Source organism: Bacillus sp. B28, from assembly GCF_029536185.1.
GTDB classification, from domain to species: Bacteria; Bacillota; Bacilli; order Bacillales; family Bacillaceae; genus Bacillus; species Bacillus halotolerans.
On record NZ_CP120511.1, the window covers coordinates 312,395 to 324,414 of the forward strand.

The 12,020-nt window shown below is 46.2% G+C and carries 11 protein-coding genes; 8 read left to right on the forward strand and 3 right to left on the reverse strand.

Features of this window, described 5'->3' with window-relative positions:
- Positions 1–5 precede the first annotated feature (5 nt).
- From P3L57_RS01715 to niaP, 5 genes are all read left to right on the forward strand, one after another.
- Positions 6–1,115, forward strand: coding sequence for a cysteine protease StiP family protein (locus P3L57_RS01715; RefSeq protein WP_069487463.1), 1,110 nt, complete (start codon positions 6–8; stop codon positions 1,113–1,115).
- Positions 1,112–1,912 (forward strand): HAD family hydrolase, encoded by an 801-nt coding sequence (locus P3L57_RS01720; RefSeq protein ID WP_059334440.1) that lies wholly within the window; start codon positions 1,112–1,114, stop codon positions 1,910–1,912. The genes P3L57_RS01715 and P3L57_RS01720 overlap by 4 nt, the downstream gene beginning before the upstream one ends.
- 31 nt (positions 1,913–1,943) lie before the next feature.
- Positions 1,944–3,557 carry a YceG family protein gene (locus P3L57_RS01725; RefSeq protein ID WP_069487464.1) on the forward strand — a complete coding sequence of 538 codons (1,614 nt, stop codon included), beginning with the start codon at positions 1,944–1,946 and terminating at the stop codon, positions 3,555–3,557.
- Positions 3,558–3,572: 15 nt separating this feature from the next.
- Complete coding sequence (locus P3L57_RS01730; RefSeq protein ID WP_010332934.1) at positions 3,573–4,664, forward strand: toxic anion resistance protein; 1,092 nt, start codon at positions 3,573–3,575, stop codon at positions 4,662–4,664.
- A 121-nt stretch (positions 4,665–4,785) separates the two neighbouring features.
- A complete protein-coding gene (gene niaP / locus P3L57_RS01735) occupies positions 4,786–5,988 on the forward strand; it encodes a niacin permease NiaP (protein ID WP_069487465.1) in 1,203 nt (400 codons plus the stop codon).
- A 13-nt stretch (positions 5,989–6,001) separates the two neighbouring features.
- Here niaP and P3L57_RS01740 read toward each other — a convergent pair whose 3' ends face one another.
- Positions 6,002–7,183 carry an MFS transporter gene (locus tag P3L57_RS01740; RefSeq protein WP_095532969.1) on the reverse strand — a complete coding sequence of 394 codons (1,182 nt, stop codon included), beginning with the start codon at positions 7,181–7,183 and terminating at the stop codon, positions 6,002–6,004.
- Between the two features lie 66 nt (positions 7,184–7,249).
- Positions 7,250–7,552, reverse strand: a complete 303-nt coding sequence (locus P3L57_RS01745) for an ArsR/SmtB family transcription factor (protein WP_083244560.1) — start codon at positions 7,550–7,552, stop codon at positions 7,250–7,252.
- A gap of 290 nt (positions 7,553–7,842) precedes the next feature.
- Between P3L57_RS01745 and opuAA the strand changes: the two genes are divergently transcribed.
- Genes opuAA through P3L57_RS01760 form a run of 3 tightly spaced genes read left to right on the forward strand, consistent with a single transcriptional unit; the run spans position 7,843 to position 10,830 of the window.
- Complete coding sequence (opuAA, locus tag P3L57_RS01750) at positions 7,843–9,099, forward strand: glycine/proline betaine ABC transporter ATP-binding protein OpuAA (RefSeq protein ID WP_044162018.1); 1,257 nt, start codon at positions 7,843–7,845, stop codon at positions 9,097–9,099.
- A gap of 1 nt (position 9,100) precedes the next feature.
- Positions 9,101–9,949 carry a glycine/proline betaine ABC transporter permease subunit OpuAB gene (gene opuAB / locus P3L57_RS01755; protein ID WP_024120135.1) on the forward strand — a complete coding sequence of 283 codons (849 nt, stop codon included), beginning with the start codon at positions 9,101–9,103 and terminating at the stop codon, positions 9,947–9,949.
- Entirely contained in the window at positions 9,949–10,830 is an 882-nt protein-coding gene (locus P3L57_RS01760) for a glycine betaine ABC transporter substrate-binding protein (RefSeq protein WP_044162015.1), read from the forward strand. The genes opuAB and P3L57_RS01760 overlap by 1 nt, the downstream gene beginning before the upstream one ends.
- Before the next feature lie 37 nt (positions 10,831–10,867).
- Here the strand turns inward: P3L57_RS01760 and P3L57_RS01765 are convergent, their stop codons facing one another.
- Positions 10,868–12,019, reverse strand: a complete 1,152-nt coding sequence (locus tag P3L57_RS01765) for a M20 peptidase aminoacylase family protein (protein WP_069487466.1) — start codon at positions 12,017–12,019, stop codon at positions 10,868–10,870.
- Between the last annotated feature and the right edge of the window lies 1 nt (position 12,020).

Sequence of the window (12,020 nt, forward strand, 5' to 3'; positions counted from 1 at the left end):
CTGAATTGACCGAGATAATTGACCAGATTGGGAGCTATCAGAAGGAGGATGTCACCTTTCTATTAAAAGATTTGTCCGCCGTTTCGATTGAAAAAAGCACGGAAGAACGGGAACGCTCGATCCAAAGCGGCACCCATTACTCAGAGATGCTGCCGATCGAATATAAGCCGACAGATGAATATATGAAACTGTTTTATGCCTCGCTTGAAGACAGTAAACAGAAGGTTGCGTTAGCGGCCGGAGCTGTAGCGGAGCAGCTTTTCGCCAAACACGGTGAGCATATGGTTTTGTGCAGTCTGGCAAGGGCGGGCACGCCGATCGGTGTATTGATTAAACGGTACATCAAGCTGAAGTATCACGTCTCAGTTCCGCACTACAGCATATCGATTATTCGGGACAGGGGAATTGATGAAAACGCCTTGCAGTATATGCTGAAGCATCATCCAGACGGGAAAATCGCCTTTATCGACGGCTGGACAGGCAAAGGCGCTATTACTAAAGAACTGAATCGATCCATCGAACAGTTTAACCAGCGCTGGAATACGAGACTTTCCTCAGAAATTGCGGTGCTTGCCGATCCGGGTGATTGCGCGGACATCTACGGAACGAAGGAGGATTTTCTGATTCCGAGTGCCTGCTTGAACTCTACGGTCTCGGGTCTTGTCAGCCGCACCGTCTTAAACGAAAAATGGATCGGGCCGGATGATTTTCACGGGGCGAAATATTACCGTGAGCTGAGTGAAGAGGATGTTTCTGTATTCTATATTGAAACGATAGCCGAGCAATTTCCGTCTATTTGTAAAGAAGCAGAACGTCTGGCGATTGGCTTGCAGCGCGCACGTATGAAACCGGCTTGGGACGGCTTGGCTTCCATTGAGACGATCCGAAAGCAATTTGGCATCAGCAATACGAACCTGATTAAACCTGGTGTCGGAGAAACGACTCGTGTGCTTCTTCGCAGAGTGCCTTGGAAAATACTGATTCAGCCTGGCGCTGAAGAAACGCTGAAACACATTCTTTTACTGGCAAAGGATCGGGGAGTGCCTGTAGAAGAATACGAGAACATGTCTTACAGCTGCTGCGGGCTGATTCGTCCGGCGGAGAAAAGCCTATGAACGCGTTTGCCAGCGATTTAGACAGAACATTAATTTATTCAAGGCGCATGATCGGCACGCCCGATAAGGAAGCCGGGATTGAGCTGATTGAAACATTAAATGGGCGGGAGCTTTCTTATATTTCCTCAGCCGTAAAAGATCACTTAAATCAGATTCAGAAGGATCACTATTTTATCCCCGTCACCACGCGTACAAACGAACAGTATAAGAGAATCGTATGTTTCCAGCAGGACATTGTGCCGGAATATGCGGTGACAACAAATGGCGGGTGCATCTTAAAAGACGGCGAGCCTCTGAAAGAGTGGGATGAGCTGATGAAAGAGGAGCTGGCGTCGTGTCTGCCGATCGAGGCCATGCTGAGGGAAATCGCAGGTCTCTCTTTATCAGAGGCGGTAAAAAGAACCCGAATCGCCCATCACTATTTCGTGTATCTCATTTTACATGAGGAAAAAATACCGTGTATCGATATATCCGCTGTGAAAGAGTGGGGCGCCGATAAGGGCTGGCAAGTATCTCTGCAGGGGCGGAAGCTTTACTTTATTCCCAATCCGCTTAATAAGTGGAAAGCAGTTGAATACCTGAAATCCAGGCTCTCTCTTGATGAAATCTATACGGCTGGAGACTCGCTGCTTGATCTTGAACTGATCCGGGAAGCCGATTTTGGCATCGCACCCGCGCACGGAGAGGTATTGAGTCACGATCCGGAATTACGCAAAACGATTGCAAGCGGCATGCTGGCGGGTGAAGAAATCACAGCGTCAGTTTTATCGCAAATATCCAAATTAAAACACGTGTAATATACACAAACAAACCAGAAAGGAGGATATGATGAGACAAGAAGAGCTAATCATTCATAAAGCTGTTCCGGCCGATGGGGATTGGAAAAGCATGCTGTTTCAGCCATTGCCGGAGCGGGATCACTATGAGAATGAACAAGGTCTTTCTTTTTCGCGGCTTGCCGGGCAAATACTGGGCACGCCCATTGATGAGACCGACTACTTTAACGAGCTGTATGAACTTTCTGTAAACGATCATATTTATGTCCTGAGCGAAACACTTGATAAAACAATTGCACCCGAAACATTTCAGGCGCTTCAGCATATTCATTCCATCAACCAGAAGGAAAAAGGCCTTTCGGTCAGCCGCTTTGTCGCCTTTCTGGACGGGGAACAGCTGATTGCGAAGCATTCCAATCCTTTGCTGCACCGCCATTTAAGAAAAGCACTGATGACGCTTTTACATACCTTTGCCGAAAATCATGAGCAGGGGCTGAATCATCCTGATTTTCGCAGAGTGCTTCTTGATGTTTCAAAGTTTTCCTTGAACCACCTGAATCCTTGGCTGGAAAAAGCCGATATAGAGCGGGAGATGCCGAAGGTGGTCTGGTATGGAGACGCGACGAAAAGCCAGCTGTATTTCTTATATTATTTAATGCTTGTCGGCTGTGATGTTCTATTGTTCCATCCGGCGGGAACCGATCAGCTGACGCTCGTTGACCCTAAGCAGGAGCTAAGCTTCACGGAAAAGCTTCCGGATGTCTCAGACCTTCAGCCATTCCCGAAAGAAAAACCTGACCGTAAATCAACGGTGGCGTATCGATCGACAAAGGAAATTGAGCATGTGCTGAATCACGAGGAATCCATGCTGTACAAGCCTTGGCAGTTCAGAGACCACACACCGGTTTCCGTGACGCTGAAAACGACCTATGATGAACTGTTTTTAATTGCGAAAGAACGTGCGTTTATTCGCCCGAATTTCAAAGCCGATAAACATTCGATCGATATTCCGAATGTGTTTGCCAAAATTATGGGTGTGTCGAAGGACAATAAAGAATATTGGAACAGACTTCATACAATGGCGGATTATCCAGAAACGGAAATGGTTCGAAGCTTTCCGTTAACAGAAGAAATCAAATCAAACTATCAATTTCATTACAGCCACGCGCTTGATCATGAAGGAAACATCGATCCGGAAAAGCTGATCGCAAGCAATGTGTGGCAGTACAAACAGCTTCCGGCAGGCATTCAGACCGCGATCGCCAAAACGATCTCGAGAATGTGCCGACACCCGCGGCTGAAGGCATTGCATCAGGAACAGGTCAAGGATGTTCAGATCTACTTGTTTAAACAAACAACAAACCTTCCCGCTAACCTGCTGAAATTGATTCAAATGTTTGACTATGCGCAGACTGTTCCGAAACTGGTGCTGTATCATACGGAAATGAACGGTGAGCTCACACGATCAGACGCCGCAGCCCTGCTGTTTTTGAATGAAATCGGCATTGATATCGTCATTTATAATCCTCCCGGACATCAAGACATTGAGCATTATATTGAAGAGGATCAGTATGATATCCACTGGCTGGACGACATGGTGTTTCAGCAGGACTATAAAGAGCCTTCGCTCGTGAAAAGGCTGTTCAGAACGATTACCCAAAAGTAAGGAGAGAAGAAAAGCATGACAACAGAAAATCAAAATCCGCTTGTTCTCGATAAAAACGAAGAAATTTCTCAGCAAAAGGCAGACGATATCCGCCTGCAGCTCCGCCAGGAACCAGAGGTGCAACGCCTCGCCCAGCAAATTGACGTGAAAAACCAAATGGAGCTGCTGGAGTATGGTAAGGAGCCGGCTGTTGAAATTTCCAAGTTCTCTGACCGCATCTTGGGAATGATGAAAACAACAAGCGTGACAGACTCAGGCACAATGCTGACGCAGCTTGGAAAAATCATGGACCGCTTTGACAAAAATGATTTTGACGAGCCCAAGGGACTGATGGCCAAAATCTTCAAACGCGGCGGCAGCATGATTGAGAAAATCTTTAAAAAGTACCAGACACTCGGCGGAGAAATTGAAAAAATCAACGTTGAGATTTCCAAATATAAAGATGAGATGACAAAAACAAACTACACGCTCGATGAAATGTATGAAAACAATATCAACTACTACATGGAGCTTGAAAAATACGTTGTTGCCGGTCAAATGAAGCTGGAAGAGATGCAGTCAATCCTTCCTTCATATGAAGAAAAAGCGGCAAGCGGAAACCAGCTTGCGCAAATGCAGCTCGATACGCTGCGCAACGGCATTCAGGCACTTGAGGAACGCGTGTATGATCTTGATATGGCGCGAATGGTGGCGCTTCAAACCGCACCGCAGATCCGACTGCTCCAGCGCGGTAACGCTAAGCTGATCGGGAAAATCAACTCCGCTTTTATCATCACCATTCCGATTTTCAAAAACGGCATTATTCAGGCCGTTACAGTGAAACGCCAAAAGCTTGTGGCTGACTCTATGAGCGAGCTTGACCGCCGGACAAATGAGATGCTGAAACGCAATGCGGAGAACATCTCGAACCAGAGTGTTGAAATTGCCAGAATGGCCGGCAGACCAAGCATTGATATAGAAACGATCGAATCCTCTTGGAACACGATTGTCAGTGGCATGCAGGAAACAAAACAAATCGAAGAAGAAAACAAACGCCTTCGGGAAGAGGGCGCAAGACGAATTGCCCAGCTGCAGGATAATATTAAAAAAGCAGCATTACAGCAATAAAAAGACCCCCGCTTGTGAATCATAAGCGGGGTTTTTGATTGACATCAATTAGGTAATGACAATGTGTAAAGACAGGTGTAAACTTAAACGGTAATTATTTTGCATATCAGAGGTGTTGGCTATGGGAAAACAACAGCCTATATCCCAGCGTAAGCTGCTGGGTGTCGCCGGTTTAGGGTGGCTGTTTGATGCAATGGATGTCGGAATATTATCGTTTATTATCGCCGCACTCCACGTGGAGTGGAATCTTTCGCCTGAAGAAATGAAATGGATCGGAAGCGTAAATTCCATCGGCATGGCTGTGGGTGCTTTTTTGTTTGGATTGCTGGCTGATCGAATCGGCCGCAAAAAAGTATTTATCATTACCCTTTTATGCTTTTCAATCGGAAGCGGGATATCAGCTTTCGTCACAAGCTTATCGGCATTCCTCATTCTGCGTTTTGTAATTGGGATGGGACTTGGCGGCGAACTGCCTGTCGCTTCAACGCTTGTTTCGGAAGCGGTTGTGCCTGAAAAACGGGGACGGGTCATTGTGCTTCTCGAAAGCTTTTGGGCTGTGGGCTGGCTGGCAGCGGCGCTTATTTCTTATTTTGTCATTCCGAGCTTCGGCTGGCAGGCGGCTTTGCTTTTAACCGCACTGTCGGCGTTTTATGCATTGTACTTGCGGACAGGATTGCCTGATTCGCCAAAGTACGAATCGCTTTCTATGAAACAGAAATCGGTGTGGGAGAACGTGAAAAGCGTTTGGGCGAAACAGTATATACGGCCGACGGTAATGCTGTCGATCGTCTGGTTCTGCGTTGTCTTTTCTTATTATGGGATGTTTTTGTGGCTGCCGAGTGTGATGCTGTTAAAAGGGTTCAGCATGATTCAAAGCTTTGAATATGTTCTGCTGATGACGCTTGCTCAGCTTCCGGGCTATTTTTCGGCTGCGTGGCTGATCGAAAAGGCGGGCCGGAAATGGATACTGGTCATTTATTTGATCGGAACAGCGGGAAGCGCGTATTTCTTCGGAACGGCAGATTCCTTAGGTCTGCTGCTGACGGCTGGAATGCTGCTGTCCTTCTTTAATCTTGGCGCGTGGGGCGTGCTGTATGCCTATACACCGGAGCAATACCCAACATCGATTCGCGCGACAGGTTCAGGAACCACAGCGGCGTTTGGAAGAATCGGCGGCATTTTCGGCCCGCTGCTCGTCGGAACACTCGCCGCCCGCCATATTTCGTTTTCAGTGATTTTTTCAATCTTTTGCATTGCCATTTTACTGGCGGTCGTGTGTATTTTGATTATGGGGAAAGAAACGAAACAAATTGAGCTTGAATAACAAAAGCACCTCATCATGAGGTGCTTTTTACATGGAAACCGGCAGCTTGCGGTTTGTTTTTTCTGCTTGTTTGATAAAGGGCCATAGACAGGACAAATAAAATCGCCGTAAACGCCGTGACAGCTCCAAAATGATGCGTGTTTTGATATAAAAATCCGGCAAGGCATGTGCCGACAGTGGTTCCTGCATACATAGCCGCATTGGAAAGAGATGCAATCGTTCCGCGCGCGTTCGGTGAAATGGATTGGAATATCCCCATCATTAACGGAAAAATGATCCCCGCTATAAAGAAAGTCAGAAAAAAGCTGGCTTCTACAATAAGTAAGTTAGGGAAGAAAGGAAGGGAAAAATAGAGCGCTCCCATCAGCAGCATGCCGCTGATTAATGTCTTAAACGTTCCGAGCTTTGATGCAATTTTGCTTCCTATAAGGCTTCCAAGCATATTTCCCAGCCCCAGTACAAGCATCGCGGCACCGATTTGGGATACGGTTAAATGATAATCTGCAAAAAGCCAGGTGCCGAGAAAGCTGAACGTGGCGAAATTCCCTGTTTGAAAGAGAAAATAAGCAAGCAGGATCATCGATGTTTTTGGCAGTGAAAACAGCTCACGATAAGGGCTGACTAAAGATGAACGGTGTGCTGCCGCTTCTGCAGGACGAATATCTGGCATGGCCGCCGCCAAAATGAACAGGAGAACAAGCGAGCCTGCTGATAGAACGAAAAAGGGCGTGTGCCAAGTGAAGGAAGCCAAAAATCCGCCGATCGGAAGCCCGAGCATTTGTGAAGCAGCTAATCCTGCTGTTGCAATCCCCATGCTTTTTAATACTTTTGAGGGATGGACGATGACAGGGATGGATGCCCAAATTTGAGGCGTCACAAACGCGGCGCTGACACCGGCGGCAAAACGGAATGCACACATGGCGGCAAAGGAGGGAGCGATGCCGCATAAAAAGGTGGAAAGGATAAAGCCCGCAAGCCCCGATAGCATCACTGTTTTCCGATTAAAACGGTCAGAGATCGGACCGGCTGCCAAAGCAAACAGCGCATAACCGAGCGCATAAGCACTGACCATCCAGCCTGACAAATCAGTGGAGACATGGAATTGGTCCTGCAAAAGCGGGAGAAGCGGTGAGAGCAAAAAGGTATCTGTGCCGATGACAAACATTACACTGAAAAAAAGCCAAATAAGTTTCACGTTTAACACTCCTATAGTTTTATAATTATGAAACTATGAAACAGATATGTATATAGAAAACCCTTCTTAGAGGGTCTCCAGAAAGCCAGGCAGGTATGTTTGAAATGTGTCTTCACGCAGCCTGACATATTTTGTCCGTGAATCTTTTCGCGTTGCAGTCAATCCCGCTTCACGCAGCGTTTTGAAATGATAAGATGCTGTGGTTTTGACGATATTGCATTTTTCACCTACTTCACCGCAGCTGAGTTCTTTTCCGCTGTAATAAAGCGTACGAATAATGGCAAGCCTGGATTCGTCAGACAATGCTTTGAATATGTGAGCTCTGATATGGTCTTCTGATAGTTTCATAGTCATGAAACTATAATACATTACATAGAGATGAAAAAGCAACTTATTTTTCCAGTAAAGGAGCTTGAAGTCATAAGAGGAAGAAGGATTTTCGGTTCAATAAAAGCGTTTTCAATTTAAAAAAGGCTTAATTTTACCCGTAAAATACAATAATAAAGGAGGATTACAGAGTATTTAGAAGCATAAATAAGGTCTTGGGGTCACAGGGATGTTTATCATGAAATGGTACAGAATAAAAGAGAATATGCGGTTTGTGTGTGTTGTTACATAAATGGTACGGTAATAAAGATTGCTTAATATGGAGGGAAAATATGAGTGTAGATGAGAAACCGATTAAAATAAAAGTCGAGAAAGTCTCTAAGATTTTTGGGAAACAAACAAAGAAAGCAGTTCAAATGCTTGCCGACGGAAAAAATAAAAAAGAGATCCTGAAAGCAACTGGATCGACCGTTGGGGTTAACCAAGCAGATTTTGATGTATATGATGGTGAGATATTTGTCATCATGGGTCTATCAGGGAGCGGTAAATCAACTTTAGTACGGCTGTTAAACCGGCTTATTGAACCGACTGCCGGAAAAATTTACATTGATGGTGACATGATAACAAATATGTCTAAAGACCAGCTCCGGGAAGTCCGCCGGAAAAAAATCAGTATGGTCTTCCAAAAGTTCGCTCTGTTCCCGCACAGAACGATACTTGAAAACACAGAATACGGACTGGAGCTTCAAGGTGTAGACAAACAGGAGCGCCAGCAAAAAGCGCTGGAGTCTCTTAAACTTGTCGGACTTGAAGGATTTGAACACCAATACCCTGATCAGCTTTCGGGCGGAATGCAGCAGCGTGTCGGCCTTGCCCGCGCTCTGACGAATAATCCGGACATCCTTCTGATGGACGAAGCATTCAGTGCGCTTGATCCATTAATCCGTAAAGACATGCAGGATGAGCTTCTGGATCTGCATGATAATGTCGGAAAAACGATTATTTTTATTACGCACGATCTGGACGAAGCGCTTCGCATCGGCGACAGAATCGCTCTGATGAAGGACGGAAATATCGTTCAGATCGGCACGCCGGAAGAAATCCTCATGAATCCATCCAACGAATATGTTGAGAAATTCGTTGAGGACGTTGATTTGTCTAAAGTATTAACTGCCGGCCACATTATGAAACGCGCTGAAACGGTGCGGATTGATAAAGGGCCTCGCGTTGCGTTAACACTGATGAAAAACCTAGGGATTTCATCTATTTATGCAGTCGATAAACAGAAACAATTGTTAGGTGTCATTTACGCAGCTGATGCGAAAAAAGCAGCCGAGTCTGATTTATCCCTTCAGGATATCTTGAATACGGAATTTACGACTGTACCAGAGAATACGTATCTGACTGAGATTTTTGACGTTGTGTCTGACGCGAATATTCCAATTGCGGTTGTAGATGAAAAGCAAAGAATGAAAGGGATTGTCGTAAAAGGCGCGCTGATTGGCGCACTTGCGGGCAATAACGATTATATCAATGTTGAAGGCACTGAAGAACAACCACAAGACCCTTCTGCACAGGAGGTGAAGTAAATTGGATAGACTGCCTAGAATACCTTTAGCAGATATCATTGACCGTTTTGTTGACTGGATTACGATAACGTTCGGCGGGTTCCTCGACGGAATCGCAAATGGCTTGGCCGTTTTTGTAAACGGGATTGTAAGCGGGCTTGGATTTATACCTTCTATTTTGTTAACGATTATTTTCGCAGCTCTTGCATGGTGGATCAGTACGAGAGGAATTGCGTTGTTCACTTTAATTGGGTTTCTCGTAATTGATTATTTAGGATATTGGGACCCAATGCTGCAAACGTTAGCGCTGGTTGTCACATCCGTCATTATTTCGATTGTGGTCGGTGTGCCGATCGGAATTTGGGCTTCGCAGAAAGAAACGGTTCGCCGTATCGTAACGCCTATCCTTGATTTAATGCAGACAATGCCTGCTTTCGTATATCTTTTGCCGGCAATTTTCTTCTTTAATATCGGTGTTGTGCCGGGTGTCGTTGCGTCTGTTATCTTCGCAATGCCGCCGACAATCCGTATGACGGTTCTCGGTATTAAACAAGTGCCTGCTGATCTGATTGAAGCAACTGAAGCGTTTGGTTCTACAACAGCTCAGCGTTTGTTTAAAGTTCAGCTTCCGCTTGCAACAAAAACTATTCTTGCCGGGATCAACCAAAGTATCATGCTTGCATTATCAATGGTTGTTATCGCAGCAATGGTCGGTGCGCCGGGATTAGGTTCAGAAGTATACAGCGCCGTTACACAGCTGAAAACAGGGGTCGGTGTAGAAGCTGGTATCGCCATCGTTATCGTTGCGATTACGCTCGACCGTATTACACAAAATATTAAAGTGAAGAAGAAAAGCAGGGGGAATGCCTGATGTTTAAAAAAATCATCGGTATCGGTGTTTCCGCCATGCTGGCACTCTCGCTTGCGGCTTGCGGACAAGAAAACGACGAAAATGCATCCGCGGCTGAACAGGTGAATAAGACGATCATCGGGATTGACCCCGGTTCAGGTATTATGAGCCTGACTGACCAAGCGTTGAAGGATTACAAATTGAACGACTGGACATTGATTTCATCGTCAAGCGCTGCAATGACTGCTACGCTCAAAAAGTCATACGACCGTAAGAAACCAATTATTATCACAGGATGGACACCGCACTGGATGTTCTCCAGATATAAATTAAAATATCTCGATGATCCGAAAAAAACTTACGGCAGTGCTGAGGAGATTCATACGATCACCAGAAAAGGCTTCAGTAAAGAACAGCCGAATGCCGTTAAGCTTCTGAGCCAGTTTAAATGGACGCAAGACGACATGGGTGAAGTGATGATCAAGGTGGAAGAAGGCGAGAAACCTTCCAAAGCCGCTGCTGAGTATGTGAAGAAGCACAAGGATCAAATCGCGGAGTGGACCAAAGGCGTGCAAAAGGTCAAGGGAGACAAAATCAACCTTGCCTATGTGGCGTGGGACAGTGAGATTGCAAGTACAAACGTTATGGGCAAAGTGTTAGAAGACTTGGGCTATGACGTGAAACTCACTCAGGTAGAAGCTGGTCCGATGTGGACGGCGATTGCGACGGGGAGCGCGGACGCATCCCTTTCCGCATGGCTGCCGAATACCCATAAACCATACGCTGCCAAATATAAAGGCAAATATGATGATGTAGGCGCCAGTATCACTGGCGTGAAGATGGGTCTTGTTGTGCCTGAATATATGAAAAACGTCAACTCAATTGAAGATCTGAAGAAATAATGAAGAAAGCAGCCTGTTCGCAGGCTGCTTTTTTGATTTAAGAAGCATTGGCTGATGCGAGTGTATCCGCTTTTTGGAACGTTTTTAACACGGCGTTTGCTAAAATATGAATCCCGGTAAACATCGCGTTTCTGTCAAAGGTCATATGCGGGTGATGGAGTCCTGGCTGAAGTCCGCAGCCGAGGCCAAGCATGGTCGTTTTAAGGTTCGGCACTTTCACGGCATAAAAATGAAAGTCTTCGCCGCCGGTTGTAACAAGGGGTTCATCGAGCTGATCAGCTCCGATCACGTCTGTGATCGCTTCAGCCATAATGCCTTCAGCTTCTTTATTTTGTGTTGCCGCTGGGAGGCTGTGTTCCTTGTGAAGTTCAATTTTCGCATCGAATGCCGCGGCAGCCGCTTCGCAGGCTCTTTCTGTTTCGGCGATCAGCGTCTCCATGGCTTCATTTGTTTGCGCCCGCAGGTCAAGGCTGAAGGTCGCTTTTCCGGGAATGATGTTGGAGCTGTCGCCGCCGGCTTGAAGCTTTGTCATTTTGACAGTGTGCGGGATTTTCGGATCGATGTGAATCAGCCCCAGCTTATGGATGATAAATGCCGCGATTTCGATGCTGTTTTTGCCAAGATGTGGACGTGCGCCATGAGCTTCCTCTCCGATGATTGTGCCTTCGATGTGCTGGCTTGACCCGTGCAGAATGGATGGGGCGCAGCGTCCGTTTTGGGTTTCCTGAATTGGACGGACGTGGACACCATACAAATAGTCGACGTCATCAAGCACGCCTTCCTCTATCATTTTCAGAGCGCCTCCGCCTTTTTCTTCTGCTGGCTGAAAGATAAAACGTATCGTTCCGCTCGGAAGCTGCGGCTGTTTTTTCAGCAGCATTAACGTACCTAAAGCCATTGTCATATGCGAATCATGCCCGCAGGAATGATTGGCGCGAAATGTGCCGTTGACCTCCTGCCATAATGCATCAATGTCAGCGCGGACAGCTACAACAGGCGAACCCGAACCTATTTCGCCGACAACTCCGGTACAATCTGAAAACGTGCGCGTGCGGCACCCTGCATCTTCGAGTTTTTGTTTAAGAAATTCAGTTGTCTCATATTCTTTCCAGCTGACTTCAGGATTGGCGTGAAGATGTTCAAAGATGTCCATTACGGTTTGTTTCATTTCTTCTGAGAGTTTTTGCATG

Bases quoted from the DNA above. Each gene is read 5' to 3' on its own strand.
- P3L57_RS01720 (WP_059334440.1), top strand. From the start codon at position 1,112: ATGAACGCGTTTGCCAGCGATTTAGACAGAACATTAATTTATTCAAGG.
- P3L57_RS01725 (WP_069487464.1), top strand. From the start codon at position 1,944: ATGAGACAAGAAGAGCTAATCATTCATAAAGCTGTTCCGGCCGATGGG.
- P3L57_RS01730 (WP_010332934.1), top strand. From the start codon at position 3,573: ATGACAACAGAAAATCAAAATCCGCTTGTTCTCGATAAAAACGAAGAA.
- niaP (WP_069487465.1), top strand. From the start codon at position 4,786: ATGGGAAAACAACAGCCTATATCCCAGCGTAAGCTGCTGGGTGTCGCC.
- P3L57_RS01745 (WP_083244560.1), bottom strand. From the start codon at position 7,552: ATGTATTATAGTTTCATGACTATGAAACTATCAGAAGACCATATCAGA.
- opuAA (WP_044162018.1), top strand. From the start codon at position 7,843: ATGAGTGTAGATGAGAAACCGATTAAAATAAAAGTCGAGAAAGTCTCT.
- P3L57_RS01760 (WP_044162015.1), top strand. From the start codon at position 9,949: ATGTTTAAAAAAATCATCGGTATCGGTGTTTCCGCCATGCTGGCACTC.
- P3L57_RS01765 (WP_069487466.1), bottom strand. From the start codon at position 12,019: ATGCAAAAACTCTCAGAAGAAATGAAACAAACCGTAATGGACATCTTT.